Annotated in this window: 17 protein-coding genes; 14 read left to right on the forward strand and 3 right to left on the reverse strand. The window is 37.9% G+C overall.

Annotation, left to right across the window (positions count from 1 at the left end; translation table 11 throughout):
- Positions 1 to 51 precede the first annotated feature (51 nt).
- Positions 52 to 1,098: a polysaccharide pyruvyl transferase CsaB gene (gene csaB / locus H6F39_RS04440; protein WP_190396306.1), complete on the reverse strand. Its 1,047-nt coding sequence runs from the start codon at positions 1,096 to 1,098 to the stop codon at positions 52 to 54.
- Positions 1,099 to 1,124: 26 nt separating this feature from the next.
- On the opposite strand from csaB, the gene H6F39_RS04445 reads away from it, so the two are divergent.
- From H6F39_RS04445 to H6F39_RS04460, 5 genes are all read left to right on the forward strand, one after another.
- On the forward strand, positions 1,125 to 1,460 hold the full coding sequence (locus H6F39_RS04445; protein ID WP_137906987.1) for a DUF2499 domain-containing protein: 336 nt from the start codon (positions 1,125 to 1,127) through the stop codon (positions 1,458 to 1,460).
- The gene (locus H6F39_RS04450) at positions 1,457 to 1,747 is read left to right on the forward strand and encodes a DUF3593 domain-containing protein (RefSeq protein WP_137906986.1); all 291 of its coding nucleotides are present in this window, start codon (positions 1,457 to 1,459) and stop codon (positions 1,745 to 1,747) included. The genes H6F39_RS04445 and H6F39_RS04450 overlap by 4 nt, the downstream gene beginning before the upstream one ends.
- Positions 1,744 to 1,869, forward strand: a complete 126-nt coding sequence (locus H6F39_RS20940) for a hypothetical protein (RefSeq protein ID WP_255501516.1) — start codon at positions 1,744 to 1,746, stop codon at positions 1,867 to 1,869. The genes H6F39_RS04450 and H6F39_RS20940 overlap by 4 nt, the downstream gene beginning before the upstream one ends.
- Before the next feature lie 93 nt (positions 1,870 to 1,962).
- Positions 1,963 to 2,736 carry a 1-(5-phosphoribosyl)-5-[(5-phosphoribosylamino)methylideneamino]imidazole-4-carboxamide isomerase gene (hisA, locus tag H6F39_RS04455; RefSeq protein WP_137906985.1) on the forward strand — a complete coding sequence of 258 codons (774 nt, stop codon included), beginning with the start codon at positions 1,963 to 1,965 and terminating at the stop codon, positions 2,734 to 2,736.
- A 110-nt stretch (positions 2,737 to 2,846) separates the two neighbouring features.
- Positions 2,847 to 3,278, forward strand: a complete 432-nt coding sequence (locus tag H6F39_RS04460; RefSeq protein WP_137906984.1) for a molybdopterin-binding protein — start codon at positions 2,847 to 2,849, stop codon at positions 3,276 to 3,278.
- 62 nt (positions 3,279 to 3,340) lie between these two features.
- Here H6F39_RS04460 and H6F39_RS04465 read toward each other — a convergent pair whose 3' ends face one another.
- Positions 3,341 to 3,625, reverse strand: coding sequence for a DUF427 domain-containing protein (locus tag H6F39_RS04465; protein ID WP_137906983.1), 285 nt, complete (start codon positions 3,623 to 3,625; stop codon positions 3,341 to 3,343).
- 153 nt (positions 3,626 to 3,778) lie between these two features.
- Between H6F39_RS04465 and H6F39_RS04470 the strand changes: the two genes are divergently transcribed.
- Both H6F39_RS04470 and H6F39_RS04475 read left to right on the forward strand, forming a co-directional pair.
- A complete protein-coding gene (locus H6F39_RS04470; RefSeq protein ID WP_190371799.1) occupies positions 3,779 to 4,231 on the forward strand; it encodes a hypothetical protein in 453 nt (150 codons plus the stop codon).
- Between the two features lie 72 nt (positions 4,232 to 4,303).
- On the forward strand, positions 4,304 to 7,177 hold the full coding sequence (locus H6F39_RS04475; RefSeq protein ID WP_242028609.1) for a HEAT repeat domain-containing protein: 2,874 nt from the start codon (positions 4,304 to 4,306) through the stop codon (positions 7,175 to 7,177).
- A 30-nt stretch (positions 7,178 to 7,207) separates the two neighbouring features.
- Here the strand turns inward: H6F39_RS04475 and H6F39_RS04480 are convergent, their stop codons facing one another.
- Positions 7,208 to 7,717 carry a DUF29 family protein gene (locus H6F39_RS04480; RefSeq protein WP_190371798.1) on the reverse strand — a complete coding sequence of 170 codons (510 nt, stop codon included), beginning with the start codon at positions 7,715 to 7,717 and terminating at the stop codon, positions 7,208 to 7,210.
- A gap of 271 nt (positions 7,718 to 7,988) precedes the next feature.
- Here H6F39_RS04480 and recQ point away from each other — a divergent pair, with 271 nt between their 5' ends.
- The 7 genes from recQ (at position 7,989) to trxA (ending at position 18,583) form a co-directional block, all read left to right on the forward strand.
- A complete protein-coding gene (gene recQ / locus H6F39_RS04485) occupies positions 7,989 to 10,178 on the forward strand; it encodes a DNA helicase RecQ (RefSeq protein ID WP_137906980.1) in 2,190 nt (729 codons plus the stop codon).
- An 852-nt stretch (positions 10,179 to 11,030) separates the two neighbouring features.
- Complete coding sequence (locus H6F39_RS04490) at positions 11,031 to 13,016, forward strand: long-chain fatty acid--CoA ligase (protein WP_190371797.1); 1,986 nt, start codon at positions 11,031 to 11,033, stop codon at positions 13,014 to 13,016.
- A gap of 167 nt (positions 13,017 to 13,183) precedes the next feature.
- Positions 13,184 to 13,633 (forward strand): YlqD family protein, encoded by a 450-nt coding sequence (locus tag H6F39_RS04495; RefSeq protein ID WP_137906978.1) that lies wholly within the window; start codon positions 13,184 to 13,186, stop codon positions 13,631 to 13,633.
- Positions 13,634 to 14,194: 561 nt separating this feature from the next.
- Complete coding sequence (locus tag H6F39_RS04500) at positions 14,195 to 14,965, forward strand: HpsJ family protein (protein WP_190396307.1); 771 nt, start codon at positions 14,195 to 14,197, stop codon at positions 14,963 to 14,965.
- A gap of 10 nt (positions 14,966 to 14,975) precedes the next feature.
- Positions 14,976 to 16,559, forward strand: a complete 1,584-nt coding sequence (locus H6F39_RS04505; RefSeq protein WP_162501172.1) for a cyanoexosortase A system-associated protein — start codon at positions 14,976 to 14,978, stop codon at positions 16,557 to 16,559.
- A gap of 237 nt (positions 16,560 to 16,796) precedes the next feature.
- On the forward strand, positions 16,797 to 18,095 hold the full coding sequence (locus tag H6F39_RS04510) for a dihydrolipoamide acetyltransferase family protein (RefSeq protein WP_190396308.1): 1,299 nt from the start codon (positions 16,797 to 16,799) through the stop codon (positions 18,093 to 18,095).
- A 170-nt stretch (positions 18,096 to 18,265) separates the two neighbouring features.
- Complete coding sequence (trxA, locus tag H6F39_RS04515; RefSeq protein ID WP_137906974.1) at positions 18,266 to 18,583, forward strand: thioredoxin; 318 nt, start codon at positions 18,266 to 18,268, stop codon at positions 18,581 to 18,583.
- Positions 18,584 to 18,634: the final 51 nt, after the last annotated feature.

Here is an 18,634-nt window from a genome sequence, read left to right on the forward strand (position 1 = left end):
ATCAATCTCCTTGAGGATGATATCAACCTTAACTAAATTATAGAATCAATTTCATTTTAACACTTTACTTAACAAATCCCGATGTAAAAAAGCTCCATTTACTAAAGATTGAATTTTCGTATCTGACAAGGATTCACCATGATGATAATAATCAATCCAAGTTTTACTAATTAACTCTACATCCTCTGGTAAATCTTTTAAATCCCAACCAGGTATTTTTAGATCTTCCATTAAATGATTGACTTTAGGATCATAACTCAGTGCAAAACAACGAGAACCTTCACTAGCGGCCATAATTAAACTATGTAAACGCATTCCTATGGACATTTCTACACCGCGAAATACACCTTTTAAAATTTGTGGATCTTCGGAACAAATAACTCTACTCACATCTTGTAATTGAGTATGAATTTTTTCCGCAATTCCTAGATCTTCACTTTTTTGAAATGGCAATAGTAAAATAAAGGCTTGAGTTTCTTTTTGCAAATTAACTAAGGCTTGAGTTAAATTTGTTAACCGATTTTCTGTTAATTGAGGATGATTTCTTAAAGTCACCGCAATTCTCGGTTTTGGTAACTCTGCTAGTTCCGGTACTGGCTTTGATTTTAACGCCCAAACCGGGTCAGGGGCAAGGATATGGGGTATACTCCAATCTGATAATAACCGAGAACTAGCAACGTCGCGCACACTGACTTGAGTACAACCCGCAAAATTCTGCTGGGCTAAAAATCGAGTTTGGGAACGCAACAAAGGACCTATACCCTGTCCCCAAGCCACAGTTTTCAAACCCATAACTTGAGCTAAAGCCATCAATCCGCCATAATAAAAAGGGCTAATAGTGCTAGTAGCATCTTGCATTAAACTACCACCACCCCAAACAAAAGCATCACAAGAACGCAAAGCCTTGAAGACGGAGAAAAATGCCATACGATTGTAACATTCCACACCGTAATGACGATGGGTTTCTTCAGGATTTCCAGAAAGCACCACAGGAGTAACATCTAGTGGTAACATTTGCAGGAGTGTGGCTAACAAAGCTTCATCACCACCATTACCCTTACCGTAATACCCAGACAATAAAACCCGCATTTTCGCCATTTTAGATTCTAGATTTTAGATTAATTATGCACGTACTTTCAATTCCCACCTGGATAATTCATATTTCCAGCGTCATTGAGTGGATAACCGCAATATGGCTAATTTGGATATATGGTGAACTGACAAAAAATCGGAGTTGGTGGGGATTGTCCTTTGCTATGTTACCAGCTTTAATTAGCGCAATGTGTGCTTGTACTTGGCATTATTTCGACAATTCCCAAACCCTAGAATGGTTAGTCACCTTACAAGCTACCATGACATTAGTTGGTAACTTTACCCTTTGGGCGGCAGCTTATATAATTTGGCGTTCTACCAAACCTACAAGCCCCATGAAGACACAAACCATCAAATCACAACAATGATATCAAAAGAAACCCTCTTTGCCCTTTCTCTTTTTCCCTATTTGGGTTTCCTGTGGTTTATCAGCCGCAGTCCACAAATGCCACGGTTAGCCCTATATGGATTTTACGGCACATTGGTATTTGTCGCCGTCACTATTCCCGCTGGTATTTACGCCAAAGTGCAGTATGGAGAACAATTAGCCAATGTAGACTGGTTACATGGCAGCGCAGAAGCCTTTTTAACCCTGGCTAACATCTTACTAGTCTTAGGCTTCCGCCAAGCAGTACAGGAATTAGGGAACAGGTGACAGGTGACAGGTGCTACGCCACGGGAACAGGTGCTACGCCACGGGGACAGGGAACAGGTGCTACGCCACGGGGACAGGTGCTACGCCACGGGGACAGGGAACAGGGAACAGGGAACAGGTGACAGGTTACAGGAATTAGGTGACAGGTGACAGGTGCTACGCCACGGGGACAGGGAACAGGTGACAGTTAACGGACAACGGAGAACGGACAAATTATGGAAGTAATACCCGCAATTGATTTACTAGCAGGTCGCTGTGTGCGACTATATAAAGGAGACTATGCACAATCCCAAGTATTTAGCGAAAATCCCGTAGAAGTTGCGAAAATGTGGGCTGACCAAGGCGCGACCAGATTACACTTAGTTGATTTAGATGGCGCAAAAGCTGGTAAAATAGTTAACTTGGCCGCCATTGCAGCCATTAGAAATAATCTTTCCATACCCATTGAAGTTGGGGGCGGATTGCGCGATCGCTCCAGTGTGGTAGAATTATTCAATCTGGGAGTAGATTGGGCAATTCTGGGAACTGTCGCGGTTGAACAACCCCAACTAGTCCAGGAACTCTGTCAAGAATTTCCTGAAAAGATTATTATTGGTATAGATGCCCGTAACGGCTTAGTTGCTACTCGTGGTTGGTTAGAAACCTCATCAGTATTAGCCACCCAACTAGCAGTACAAATGCAGGAATTAGGGGCAGCAGCGATAATTTATACTGATATAAACAGAGACGGAACATTACAAGGACCAAATTTAGACGCATTACGAGAACTTGCTGCGGCCATTTCCATACCCGTAATTGCTTCTGGTGGTGTAAGTTCTGTTACTGACTTATTAAGTTTATCAGCTTTAGAACCCCAAGGTGTAACAGGTGTGATAGTGGGTAAAGCCTTGTATACTGGTAATATTATCCTCAAAGAAGGATTACAGGCCATTGGACCGGGGAGAATACAAGATATACCACCAGATTTTGGTATTTCTAGCTTTGCTTAGTATCACACTATATTAAGAGTTTCACCCCAGATCCCTAAATTCTCTGAGAAGTCAGGGGTCTAAACCTGGCAATTAAATTAGTTATAATTAGTCAATAAGTTAGTAGTTTTATGCCAAGAAAAAGCCAAGGTTGGGTAACATTTCAAATATCTGAAGAAGAACGCCAGATTTTAGAAGAATTTTGTCAAAATTCCCAACGTACGAAAACAGAAATTTTACGGGAATTAGTCCGGGGACTTAGGAAATATTCATCACCATTATCATTATCAAATATCCAGGAAAAACCAGAAATTAACAACTCTGAATTTGAAATTGTTAGTGCTAAGAAACCATTAAAAGTCAGTTCCCGTAATGTTCTCAAGGGAGTTGTGAAACGAGTCACCACAGGAACTATAAATACGGAAATAACCTTAGAAATTGTTCACCGAGTTGAATTAACTTCAATGATTACTAGAGTTTCCGCAGAGGAGTTAGAATTATCTGAAGGGACGGAAGCCTATGCTGTGATTAAATCTAATGATATTGTCATTGCAAAGGATTAGAAAGACTGGTTTCAAAATTCAGATATTGGACTTCTTGGAGAAGTCCGGGATATTTTTGTGTACTAAACTTCTACTTTTACACCTTTCCAGAAAGCAATATAACCTTCGATATTTTTAGCTTTCTCTTTGGTGCTAGGATAGTACCAAGCAGCATCTTTATTAACTTGACCATCAACTTGAATACTATAATAATTAGCAACTCCTTTCCAAGAACAAGTGCTGTGGGTGCTGCTGTCTTGAAAATATTCCTTCTTGATAGAGTCAGCAGGGAAATAATGGTTTCCTTCCACAACTACGGTATTATCGCTTTCGGCTAGAATAGCACCATTCCAAATTGCTTTCATGATTTGAGTTGAAAAAAGTTAACAATTTATATTCTGACATTTTTTAGGGGAATTGTGTTAGTATTGGCGAGAAACTGAGGATAGCAGCTAAAAACAGCCTTTCCACAGCCAAAACAACCTTGATTTTTAGTATCCAACTTACTTTAAATTAAATTTATGGAATTGATAATAACTACAGCTATTGCAACTGCTATTGCTACAATAGGCATGAAATCTCTGGAAAAGATAGGTGAAAATACTGGTGATATGATCTGGGGAAGAGTAAATCAATTAATCAATAAGTTACGTCAGAAGAAGTTAGCACCACAATTAACTGCGGCTGTGGACGAAAATAAAGTCCAGGAATTACATTATGATCAAGCTGTAAAAGAATTAACAGAAGCTATGCAGGACGAGGAAATTAAACAAGCGGTTTTAGATTTGGAAAGTTCAGTGAATACTGATACCTCAAAGACTGCTGAAGAAATTAAAAAGAAAGCAGAAGAAATTAAAAATCACCCTTCAGTTATTAATAATAATACAAAATTGGCAGAAATAATAAACGCAGAAAAAGGATCAACTGTTGCCCAAAACGTTAATATTACTAACCAACATAATCATTACAATTGACTAAACTCGTCTGAAGGGGAAGGTCGGACAAAGTTACCCCCCATTGACTGGAAAAAAATCTGCCGCGAAAAGTTGCAAGAACGGCAAAAATTAACCACAAATCCCCTTACTTGCGCTGAGGGGGTAACTTTTAAATTGCCAGATATTTATATAGAAATGGGTTTAGTAGAACGGAAAAAACAACCCAAACACGATCATAATCAAAATATTCCTCCAGAACAAGGTTCAGCACTTTATCAAGAGACAGAAATAACTCAAAAATATGAACATAATGAATTTTTAACCCAAGTTTTTCACAAGAAAGATACTAAAAAAAGTCAAGGTAAACGCATTACGATTATTGGTGAACCGGGAGCAGGTAAAACTACATTACTACAAAAAATTGCTGATTATTTATCTCGGGAAAGTTCAGAATCAATTATTATTTGGGTATCTTTAGCAGAGTTAGAAAATGGAAAACTAAGAGATTATTTAGATAAAATTTGGTTACGGAATGCTGTTGAGAGAAGTAAAATATCAGAAATTACAAAAGACATTAAAGATGATTTTATTGCCCAATTTAATCAAGACAAAGTATGGTTATTATTAGATGGTTTAGATGAAATGTCTACAAAATCTGTTTCCGGTAATATCTTAACAGATATTGCTGGACAAATTCAGGACGGTGGATATATTAATCAAGCGCGAATAGTTTTAACTTGTCGGTTAAATTTATGGGATGGTGGTAACAATAAACTTTATGATTTTGATACCTATAGAACTTTAGATTTTTCTTATCCTGAACAGGTAGAACAGTTTATTAATAACTGGTTTACTTCTCAACAAGAAGCGGGTGGAATGTTATGTAAGACTTTAAAAGAAGCTGGTAGAGAACGGATTCAAGATTTAGTTAAAAATCCTCTGCGGTTAACACTACTTTGTTTAAATTGGCAAGGAAGAGAGGCAAAGTTACCAGATACACAAGCAGAATTTTATCAGCAATTAGTTGATAATTTTAACGGATGGAAACAAGATGAATTCGCGCAAATAAGCGAAACACAACGTCAAAAACTGATTACTGATTTAGGTAAATTAGCAAGGGAAGCAATAGATCAAGCAACCTCTCGTTTCCGCTTGCTGGATGGGTTCGTTAAAAAGTTTTTAGGTGATGATAAACTAACATTAGCCCTAAAATTAGGTTGGCTTAATCGGATTGGCACAGATATAAAAGAAAAACCTGTTTATGCTTTTTTCCATACCTCATTTCAAGAATATTTGGCAGCAACAGCAATTAATGATTGGGATTTCTTCTTACCGAAAACCCATAAAAATAAACCCATAGAGGCAGAAAAATACCGCATTTTTGAACCTCAGTGGAAACAAACCATATTGTTATGGCTAGGCCGTGAAGATGTAGATGAAAGTGAAAAAGAGTCGTTTATTCAAGCCTTGATAAATTTTCAAGATGGCTGTGTAAAATATCAGGGTAAAGGTTTTTATGGATATCGAGCCTATTTTTTAGCTGCTGGGGGCATAGCCGAATTTAAACATTGTTCTCAAGCAGATCAAATAGTCAAGCAGATTATTAATTGGAAATTCGATAATAGTGTTAGTAATATTCATGATCAAGCAGATGTAGCCTTAAAAGAAACAGACCGGCAAAAAGCGATCGCAGCTTTGGTAAAATTAATCAACACATCACAGGATAAAGATACCCGTAGGCTGGCGGCTGATAGCTTAGGGAAAATAGACCCTGGTAATGCAGATGCGATCGCTGCTTTGGTAAAATTAATCAACACATCACAGGATAAAGATACCCGTAGGCTGGCGGCTGATAGCTTAGGGAAAATAGACCCTGGTAATGCAGATGCGATCGCTGCTTTGGTAAAATTAATCAACACATCACAGGATAAAGATACCCGTAGGCTGGCGGCTGATAGCTTAGGGAAAATAGACCCTGGTAATGCAGATGCGATCGCTGCTTTGGTAAAATTAATCAAGACATCAGAGGATGAATATACCCGTAGTTGGGCGGTTGATAGCTTAGGGGAAATAGGTGTTGGTAATGCAGATGCGATCGCCGCTTTGGTAGAATTAATCAAGACATCACAGGATGAATATACCCGTTGGTGGGCGGCTGAAAGCTTAGGGAACATAGGCGTTGGTAATGCAGTTGCGATCGCAGCTTTGGTAGAATTAATCAACACATCACAGGATGAATATACCCGTAGGCTGGCGGCTGATAGCTTAGGGAACATAGGCGTTGGTAATGCAGATGAGATCGCAGCTTTGATAGAATTAATCAACACATCACAGGATGAATCTACCCGTAGGAGGGCGGCTAATAGCTTAGGGGAAATAGGTGTTGGTAATGCAGATGCGATCGCCGCTTTGGTAGAATTAATCAAGACATCACAGGATGAATATACCCGTATGCTGGCGGCTGATAGCTTAGGGAAAATAGGCGTTGGTAATGCAGATGCGATCGCCGCTTTGGTAGAATTAATCAAGACATCACAGGATGAATATACCCGTATGCTGGCGGCTGATAGCTTAGGGAAAATAGGCGTTGGTAATGCAGATGCGATCGCCGCTTTGGTAGAATTAATCAAGACATCACAGGATGAATATACCCGTATGCTGGCGGCTGATAGCTTAGGGAAAATAGGCGTTGGTAATGCAGATGCGATTGCCGCTTTGGTAGAATTAATCAAGACATCAAAGGGTAAATATACCCGTAGGCGGGCGGCTTATGGCTTAGGGAAAATAGGCGTTGGTGATCAACCTATGGTAATTAAAGCCATGAGTGCTTATCAGCTAACTGATGAACATTATCAACTCATTGGGAAAATCGCTCAAAATATGCTTTATCCAGAATTTTATCAGACTTGGCATCAACCTTCCTCTTTTACTCGTTTATTCCGCACTGTCAAAAACATTTTCTACATTTTCTATAGTATTTTCTAGAGATAGAAAAACTTCTTAGTTTTACCAAAATTACTCAAACCAATCTTCACCTCCTGGTAATTGTGCTAAATAATTATCAATCATCTTTGCTAACTCTTTAGGTTGATGTTCATAAGTTAACAACAAAAGATTTTCTGCAAAATCAATTAATTCTTTTTCTTGTAATCTTTGAGAAACTTGACTCGGTTTTAAAGTCCCACCAAAAATCTCCGCACTAGCGGGACGAATTGCCATTTCTAGAGCTTCTGCTAAATATTCACCCCATTGATCAGATTTAATATAATAGGATTTTTGATGATCTTTAATATTCAATTTGGCAATTTGAATCACAGAATCAGAAATTGAAGCAATCCAAGAATTAGTTAAACGCTGTTCAATTTGATTTTTAATCAGATGAATAACCAACCTCACTAAAAAAGCTTCTATTTTTCGCAAAGTTCCCTGTTTGCTCATATCCTCCAAATCATCAATAATTTCCAAGGCATCATCATAACGCCCTTCTAAGATACTTTGTCTTAATTCCATTAATTCTTGCGTCATGTTTATTGACCTTACTTGGTAGCAGTTATTAGTTGATTTTGTACTTTTGATGTTCTATAATAACCCATATTGGTACATATCTAGTTAAGGCTGCTAATGGGTAATCAGTAATTGGTTATCAAATCCCTATTTTCATCCTGTTAATCCTTTTATCCTGGATATCCTGATTCTGACATTTTCCTATCTATAAATTCTAGCGTTCCCCATTCCCCAAGGTGCGTTAAAATTTTAATATCTTCATCACAACTCAGACACGCGACAACCATCTACCATGCTTCAGTACCCCCACTTAGAACAAGCCCTAAAACATCATTTTGGTTACGATCAATTTCGTCCTGGACAAAGGCAAATTATTGAAGATGCCCTACAAAATCGTGATTTAATGGTAATTATGCCCACCGGTGGGGGTAAATCTCTGTGCTTTCAACTACCTGCACTTTTAAAACCAGGTTTAACAGTGGTAGTGTCACCATTAATAGCCTTAATGCAAGATCAAGTAGAAGCACTGAGAACTAATAACATTTCTGCCACATTTCTCAATAGTAGCCTGAATGCTTATAAGGTTCGCTCTCGTGAAGAAGCGATCATGAATGGTAAAATAAAATTACTTTATGTTGCTCCTGAACGTTTGATTAGCGAGCGATTTTTGCCGCTTTTAGACGTAGTTAAGGAAAAAGTGGGAATTTCTACCTTTGCCATAGATGAAGCCCATTGTGTGTCAGAATGGGGGCATGATTTCCGTCCAGAATATCGGCAATTAAGACTACTGAGAAAACGTTATCCAGATGTACCGACGGTTGCACTAACTGCTACCGCTACAGATAGGGTTAAAGCCGATATTATTGAACAATTAGGATTAAAACAACCAAGTATTCATATTGCCAGTTTTAACCGCCAAAATCTTTATTATGAAGTCCGTTCTAAAAGTAACCGTGCTTACGCTGAAATATTAGAAATTGTTAAAGAAAATGAAGGTTCAGGAATTATCTATTGTTTAACTCGCAAAAAAGTTGATGAACTAACTTTAAAATTACAAAATGATCAAGTTTCAGTTTTACCTTATCATGCTGGTTTAAGTGATGAAGAAAGAACGAAAAATCAAACTCGATTTATTCGGGATGATGTGCGGGTCATGGTAGCGACAATTGCTTTTGGAATGGGTATTAATAAGCCTGATGTCCGGTTTGTGATTCATTCGGATTTACCTCGAAATTTAGAAAGTTACTATCAAGAATCTGGCCGCGCTGGTAGAGATAATGAACCTTCTAAATGTACATTATTTTTTAATTATGGTGATATTAAAACTATAGAATGGAGTATTAATCAAAAAACCGATCCTCAAGAACAATTAATAGCTAAACAGCAATTAAGACAAGTTATAGATTATGCAGAGGGGACAGACTGTAGACGCACAATTCAATTAAGTTATTTTGGGGAAAGATTTCCGGGAAATTGTGGTAATTGTGATAATTGTCGTTATCCTAAACCTGTACAAGACTGGACAATTGAAGCCATGAAATTTTTATCTTGTGTAGCTAGATGTAAGGAAAGATTTGGAATGTTACATATCATTGATGTATTAAGAGGTGCGAAAAATCAGAAAATTGTCGTTAATAAACATGATCAACTTTCTACCTATGGAATTGGTAAAGATAGAACATTAGACGAATGGAGAATGCTAGGAAGATCACTATTACATCAAGGTTTATTAGAACAAACTAGCGACGGTTATTCAATTTTAAAACTCAATGCTTTAAGTTGGGAAGTGATGCGAAAACAACGACCAGTTTCTATTGCTGTTCCCATAGCGCAAAAAATGACTTGGGAAGATGGAAATAATAAACCTGTAGATGTGGAAATTTTAACTCAAAAATTGCGATCGCTTCGTAAACAACTCGCAGATGAACAAGCTATCCCACCCTACATGATCTTTCAAGATTCTACCCTCAAATTAATGGCACAAATTCAACCTAAAACATTAGATGAATTTGGTAAAATTTCCGGTGTTGTTAGTTATAAACTATCTCAATATGGCGAAAAATTCTTAGCAGAAATTCAGGCCTATCGTCAAGAACAAGGCTTACAACAAAATCCCATTAATCGAGTTAATTCTTCATTCTATTCTGACTCACCATCTGATACAGAATTAACTACATTAGAGTTATATAATCAGGGTTTTAGTATTGAAGAAATCGCCCAAAAACGCAATGTTAAAACTGGTACAATTATCAATCATCTCTCCAATTTAATTGAGAAAAAACAATCTTTAGATATCAGTCAATTAGTACCTTTAGAACGTCAGAAAAAAATCTGGCAAATTTTAGAAATTGTTGGTGATATTTCCCTCACACCCCTTCGAGAAAATTTAGGAGCAAGCTACAGTTTTGACGAAATTCGTTTAGTTAGGGCGAAGTGGCGACGAGAAAAACATAAATCTACTCAAGATGATATTGACTTTTAGTTTCTCCGCTATTTCTTGTAGAGAAAACTAGAGATAGCAGTTTAGGCAAAAACAAACAAATAGCAGCATTCATTAACGTGAGCAATATACCCTGAATTAAAGTCATAGATAACCTTCCCTTATAACTATCTTTGATAACTACATCTCTATTTTGCCTTACAAACACTAGCTTTGAGCAACTTCTAGTTTTTAAATATCTTTTATATTACATAAGTAAATCAAATACTTTTTACCCGCAAGTTCCCCATTCCCTTGTTGCTTATGAATAGCAATCCTGTATAATTTGTGAAAGTTTATGTTTTGATCTAAAATTATGAAGAGCGCAGAGAAAAAAGAAAGATATTCACAAATAACACAAGGACTGCTACTACTCACCAATATTCCCTTTAGCTAAGAGAACACTGAGAACAAAAACGCGGTCTGAACTTACAGAACTGACTACCCGTTAAGGTGTAGGTTGTACAATAAGGGAAACTAGTTATTTCTTTGGCGGGTTTACAAGTGGAGGCGACGGACAATGGTTGAGACTGTTTAGGTTTACGAACCGAAACCATAGATAATAGCTTAGGCAAAGTTAAACAAGCCCCAGCGTTAATGATTGTCAGCAATAATACATCCATCACATCTATAGGGAATCACCCCCAGGCGAAACGACATCAGAACGTTTTAGTTAAAAATACTAAAATATATGGCAACATTAGGCAATGCACGAAGACTTAACCATAGTATTTAGTCTATATAAAATCAGTTTAGCATAGAATTTTGTAGATAGAAACCAACAGAAACTTTTATCAATTAATATGTAAACTGAATCTGAACTACCATGATTAATTGCATTTAACAATAGCATTTATGACAAATAATCAACCTGCAACTTCTTTCTTAACCAACATTTCTGAACGAGAACGTCTTGCATTACAGAGTTTAGTAGATTACACAAATGTAGAGTTATTACCGGAAATTTGGCCTTTGGCTGCCAAGCGATTTGGTGATATTATCGCCTTGTATAACCCCCATTCTCAACCAGAAGTAAAAATTACTTATAGTCAGCTTACAGAACAAATTAACCAATTTGCAGCGGGTTTACAAGCATTAGGCGTAAATACAAATAATAGCGAAAATCTTCCCTACGGAGAACGAGTTTCCTTGATTGCGGATAATAGTCCGCGTTGGTTTATTGCGGACCAAGGTATCATGACTGCTGGGGCTGTAAATGCAGTTCGTAGTTCTCAAGCGGAACGAGAAGAGTTACTTTATATTATTTCCCATAGTGGCAGTACATCTTTAGTAGTTGAGGATCTCAAAACTTTAAATAAATTAGGGGAACGCCTGAACGAATTAGCGATTAAACTGGTAGTTATACTTTCTGACGAAATACCACCCGCAGAACTAAAATTTCCAGTAGTCAACTTTTCCCAGTTACTAGAAATTGGTAGCAATCATACATTAGTAGCAAATAAGTATAGTGCAGAAACCTTAGCAACATTAATTTACACTTCTGGTACTACGGGAAAACCCAAAGGTGTAATGCTCTCCCATAAAAATTTACTACATCAAGTTACAACCTTGGGAACGATTGTGCAACCAGAAAAAGGGGATACAGTCCTGAGTATTTTGCCCACATGGCATAGTTATGAACGCAGCGGTGAATATTTCTTGCTTTCTCAAGGTTGTAGCCAAATTTACACTAATTTGCGTTCTGTTAAAGGAGATTTAAAGAAATTTAAACCTAATTATATGATTGCTGTCCCAAGACTATGGGAATCAATTTATGAAGGCGTGCAAAAGCAATTCCGAGAACAACCAGCCAAAAAACAAAGCTTGGTGAAGTTTTTGCTAGAAATCAGCCAGAAATATATTGAATCACGGCGTATTTCCCAGGGATTGAGTTTAAATCACATTAATGCTGGAATGATAGAGCGTTTTCAAGCCAAAATAGTCGAATTGGCATTATTAGCGATTCATATACTAGGGGAAAAATTAGTTTATCACAAAGTACGAGAAGCAACAGGCGGTAAAATCAAGCACGTTATTAGTGGAGGTGGGGCGCTTCCCAAACATATAGATAACTTCTTTGAAATTGTTGGTGTTGAGATATTACAGGGTTATGGGTTAACAGAAACATCACCAGTAACTAATGCTCGTCGTCCTTGGCGTAATTTACGTGGTTCTTCGGGACAACCAATTGCTGGTACAGAAGTGAAAATTGTCAACCCAGAAACTCGTCAACCCCTACCAGCAGGGGAACGGGGTTTAGTCCTTCTCAAAGGACCACAAATCATGCAAGGCTATTATCAAAATCCTCAAGCCACCAATAAAGCCATAGACCCCCAAGGTTGGTTTGATAGCGGTGATTTAGGCTGGGTAACGCCCCAAAATGACCTAGTATTAACAGGGAGGGCAAAAGACACCATTGTTTTAAGCAACGGCGAAAATATCGAACCTCAGCCCATAGAGGACGCTTGTTTGCGATCGCCCTATATTGACCAAATTATGTTAGTAGGACAAGATCAAAAAAGTATTGGTGCCTTAATTGTCCCTAACTCAGAAGCCTTAGCAAAATGGGCAGAAACTCAAAATCAGATCCAAAATCAAATAAATGATAGTCAAAAAATTGACTTAGAGAGTAAAATAGTTCAGGATCTGTTTCGTCAAGAATTAAATCGTGAAGTTCAAAACCGTCCCGGTTATCGAACCGATGATCGTATTGGACCATTTAAACTAATTTCGGAACAGTTTTCAATTGAAAATGGCATGATGACACAAACCTTGAAAATTCGTCGTCACATTGTGATGGAACGATATGGCGATACTATTAACGGAATGTTTGCCAAATAATTCCCGAAATCGCAAATTGTTTTTACCAACTTTCAGATTTCAGAAACCATTGGAGAAACAGGAAACAGAAAAAAAATATTTTTTCCATTCCTGAAAACATAGTATCAGTCTCCTAACTGAACTCATCTCCATACTACAAACTATTGAAGAGTGAACGGACAATTTTTATGGATGTTTCCAACCCTCAATTGCTTTTAAAACGCCCGATTAATGTGAAAGCGATAGTTACCCCTCTCTGGAAAGAGGAAGTACACCAGCAATTACAAGTTCAAATTAATCAAATTGACCAACAACTGCAACAATTAGATATTGAAGGGCAAAGAGCAATTACCGCTATTCAAAAACAGAGTCTTCAACCACCAGGACCTCAGACACTCCAACAAATTGACAACGTTCAACTCCAAGTTAATCAAAAGAAAAGTGAACTTCTAGAACAGAAAAATCAAATGCTGCAAAACCTCCAGCAAGTACAATTGTTGGAATTAGATGAAGAAGTCAATCAATTTCAATTGGAAAGCTTTTTCCGCATTGAAATTGGTGATAACTTAATTAGTAAAATGCAGGTTGAAGTTGTCCTTCGTGACGGCATTGTCGAAGAAATTCGCGGAGACATCTAAACATGATACTAAAAATACCCCACCTCCCTAAGAAGTAGGGTATTTTTGTTCAAGAGGATGATAGATTAGGGGATTAATGCTGAGTAATTTAACGTGAGATGTAGTTTGAGTGGGTATAAAGCAGAGAAACTTAATTATACCACCAATAATGGCTTTTTTTTAGATACGAAAAAGTGGTAATTTTGGAATGTTCATCAGCGGTACATAACTATATAGTTATTATCAGTGAGTAAACAATACCAGAACTTATGTAACTGGCACATTGGTAAAGTGCATCAGATATCAACAATCCGTTTATTTGCCAGATTTTTGCAGTCTGATGCACCCTACAATACATTTTTGGTGTAACACTTGCGTAAGAGGATGTTTTAAAAGTCGTATCCTGTAATTTTAATCACATTTTTACTGCCCGTTAAGGGGGGTTAGGGAGGTGTCAAAAATATTTGATACATCAATCATGACTTTTCAAACACCTTCTCAGCAATCCCATGGGTTATCACCTTTTTTACACCAGATCAACACCTGTAACTAACCTATTCTAGAAAAGGAACATTAACCTAAATGAATAATATCAGAAAAAGTATTAATTTCTTCTTTTTCTCTTTAGTCAGAAATTTTATCAAATTTTTCAGTCGAGTTAAGTTGAGTGGGAAATCCTTAAATAGCAGTGATGTAACTGGTCTATTACCAATCATCGGTTATGGTCTTGTAATTATGTCATTCATAGACTTTATCTCTGTTGCTGCGGAGCTTAAACTGCAAAACTTTGAAAGTGAACTTAATTCCATTAGCGCGTTCACTGAACACAGTTGGATTTTTCTGATTGGTTTGGGGTTGATTTTTACTCGCTATTTTAGCGAAAATCAATATGATATCCGCTATCCAGAAATTATTTTTCAAAGAATTATTCGCTGGGTAATCCTATTAATGGGAGTCGCATTTTTCCTAGCAATTCCCCTGGTTTTTGTAAATACAGGACGTTTATTAAAATCAGTAAATGAGCAAATAATTGAACAGCAAAAGGGCAATCTTGAACAAATAGCTCAAATCGAAAAGGGTCTCAATTCTGGTCTTACCAAAGCACAAATCCAAATTCTTGGTAGGAATATCAACCTGACCCCAGAGGAATTAAAGTTACCAGATCCTCAGATCAAAGATTCAATTAAACGAAACTTACTCATTGGTAAAACAAGAATTACCGAAGCGGCAAATGAAGCCAAAAGACAACAATTTAGGAGCAGATGGAAAAATAGTTCTAGAACAATTATTGCTCTTCTCATTCTTAGTTTTACCTTTGTGATTGTTTGGTTCAAAATAGGACAGGTTTTTTAAAATGTTACAGATGATGTTAACAATCAAACGTAAAATAGAAAGATTCAGGAAAGTTAACTTATCAAATCATACTTTCCTACTCCTATTCATCTTTGGATTGATTTCTGCAATTAACCTCACACTTTATTGGCGAGTTGAACAAAATTTCAATCAATGGTTCTTGGAACTAACACTATATGGAAGTATCCTATGGCATCTTTACCAGAAACGCTATGATCTCACCTTGGTTAGTGTATTTCCAGCTAATTTTATTGGTTGTTGTTTGATCATCATTCCCTACCTCAATGCAAATTTTTCAGTCCAAGAAATCTCTATTTTCTGGTATTTTCTGCCGTTAATCACTTCCGTAGGTTTCGCTTTATTGGCATCGGGATTTCAGGGAATTAAACAATTTCGCCGATATTTAGTAATTACTGCCATATTTCCCTTGGTTGAAATCTTGGTAAAATTATTGGGAATGCTAATTAAGATTACAGTCATTTCTGCTAAATTCACCTCTTTTCTTTTATGGTACTTGGGCTTTGATTCCACTACTCAAGGCGCTCTTGTTTCTGTTAATAATGGGACAATTGATGTTTTGTCAGAATGTACAGCAATACCACTTCTAATCTTGCTATTAAAAGCTTCTTTTCTGTTAATCATTCTTTTTCCCTCTTTCCTGAAAAATATTTATTTGCCCTTTATCCTCTCAGTGGTTATTAGTGGGGTTTGTTCCGTTATCCGGTTGGCTATTATCGCCCTTGTAGTTACAGATAAACCTGCATTTAATTATTGGCATGGTTCTCAAGGTGGTGATATCTTTGCTTTACTCTCGTTCCTATTGTTTGGGCTTATTATTCTCTTGCTATCACCTAATCATCAAATTCCATCATCACTGTCAAAAGTTACATCTCATAAATCCCAACCATTATCTTATTCAAATCTAATCATAGGTATTAGTTTGAGCATCATTTTATCTAATTTTTCTCTCCATACCAGTGCTGGCTTGAGTAAAGCCACTGTCTATCATTTTCCCCAGCAAATTCCTCTCCCCGGTTGGCAATTAACCACTAGTGAACCTGTTTCTGGATCTCAAAAACAGAATAATCTCCCGCAACAGACTACAGGTATTGAAGCTGATAACAAGCAAGAAATATTATCAGGACAAATTTATCATTACCAAAGCTCTGGACAGAGTTTAACTGTCAATTTATACTACATACCTTCTAGTTTAGGGGATATCCAATCCTACTATGAGCAATTTAGTTATCTACCTGATTTACCTAAGCTAATAAAGCCTCTGGAAAAGGTTAACCCTAAGGGACATCATTTACAGTTCTCCTCTGGGGAAAACCACTATTTAACAGCCTGCATTAATTCCATGGGAAAAAGTACAGTCACAATATCTCAATTCACTGCCTATTTTTATCGTCCTTACCTCAATCCCTCTCAATGGTTGAATCTCCTCAACGGTAAACAGACTCCCCGTGACAGACGCTGTGTCTGGGGGCAACTTTCCTTGGCTAAATCTGATGGTAGTGGGGCTGAATTGGAGGCTGTTTGGCAGGCTTTATTATCCTATTGGCAGGATAATTTCCCTAAGTTGAAAACCTAGACCAAAAGATGGGAGGGGGTTGACAATTGATTTTAAATATGTTAGAGTAGAAAAGACAAGGAAGAACTATCATAAAAAATTAAGGATTTCAGAATCGCTGACTATGACATAGTTGGTTAAGTTTGATGTAAAAAACGGATTTTTATCTTTGGCAAAAAATCACCAACTTGACCACAAAACTGTTAGAATCCATAAATTAAAGTCCATATATTATTTATTGATTCTGAAACCACCATTATGAGCATTAACGAAGTATTTATGCCGGCGCTGAGTTCCACCATGACCGAGGGCAAAATTGTCTCCTGGGTCAAATCGCCGGGGGATAAAGTGGAAAAAGGCGAAACGGTGGTGGTTGTCGAGTCAGATAAGGCTGATATGGACGTAGAAACCTTTTATGAAGGATATCTAGCCCATATCATCGTTGCCGCTGGTGAAACCGCCCCAGTGGGCGCAGCGATCGCTTATATTGCCGAAACAGAAGCAGAAATACCTACAGCCAAGTCCTTAGCTAACGCAGGCGGTGCTGCTGCATCTTCCGCACCCGCCCCCACACCTGTAGCCGCTGCTGCAATTGCCACTCCTGTCACCACATCTCAAAATGGTTCTAACCATCAACCAGGTCGGGTAGTAGTTTCACCTCGCGCCCGTAAACTAGCCAAAGAACTGAAAGTTGATTTAAATACCCTTAAAGGTAGTGGTCCTTACGGTCGCATTGTCGCTGAAGATATAGAGGTTGTTGTCGGTAAAGTGCAGCCCGCTACCACCTTTGTTGTTACTCCCCCCGTTGTCACCCCTGCCCCTGTAACTGCCCCAGCCCCAGTAGTCACACCTGTACCCACACAGGTGGTTACTAGTTCTGTTCCTGGTCAAGTAGTACCATTCACTACCTTGCAAAATGCCGTAGTTCGCGGCATGGTAGCCAGTCTATCTGTACCTGTATTCCGTGTTAGTTACACAATCAGCACCGATGGATTAGATAAACTTTACAAGCAAATTAAATCCAAAGGTGTGACAATGACGGCACTACTAGCCAAAGCTGTAGCCGTAACATTACAAAAACACCCCATTCTTAATGCCAGTTATTCAGACCAGGGCGTTGTTAATCACTCTCATATTAATATTTCCGTAGCAGTCGCCATGGATGACGGCGGATTAATTACACCGGTTTTACAGAATGCAGATGCAATTGACATCTATTCTTTGTCTCGCAATTGGAGATCTTTAGTGGAACGCGCGAGAACAAAACAGTTACAACCAGCAGAATATAACAGCGGTACTTTCACCCTTTCTAACTTGGGAATGTTTGGTGTAGATACCTTTGATGCGATTTTACCTCCTGGACAAGGTTCTATTTTAGCCATTGGTGCATCACGTCCCCAAGTAGTAGCCACAGCCGACGGGTTATTTGCTGTGCGTCAACAAATGCAAGTTACTATTACCTGTGATCATCGCATTATTTACGGTGCTGATGCTGCTGGATTCTTGCAAGACTTAGCGAAGTTGATTGAAACCAATCCCCAATCTTTGACGATGTAATACTTATTATTGGTATTATTGGTAATCCAGTTCCCTTCCTTTGCGGGGAGGGGCTAGGGCTGGGTTTTCGTGACTACACCGGGGATCTATAAAAAATATAAACATATACAAATTCCAGATTCTAAGAACTAACATAAAAACAAACTATGAATTAAAAATTAGCGTGTGTTATGACAACCAAAAAACAATTCAATAGCTTTGAAGAAATGCTATCCGGTTCAGATTTACCCGTCTTAGTAGACTTTTATGCTGAATGGTGTGGCCCTTGTCAAATGATGGTACCAATTTTAGAACAGGTCAACAACCAATTAAAAGACAGATTACGGATTGTCAAGATTGACACAGAAAAGTATGGAAATCTAGCAAGTCAGTATCAAATTTCAGCTTTACCAACCTTGGTACTATTTAAACAAGGTCAACCCGTGGGCAGAATTGAAGGTGTTATGGAAGCACAACAGCTAGTAGAACACCTGAAATCACGGCTTTAGTATAGTTTCCCAAATTAGAGATGGGAAATTCTGCGTCTCTCTAAGCTGTAC

It is taken from the genome of Dolichospermum sp. FACHB-1250 (assembly GCF_014696335.1).
GTDB lineage: Bacteria > Cyanobacteriota > Cyanobacteriia > Cyanobacteriales > Nostocaceae > Dolichospermum > Dolichospermum planctonicum.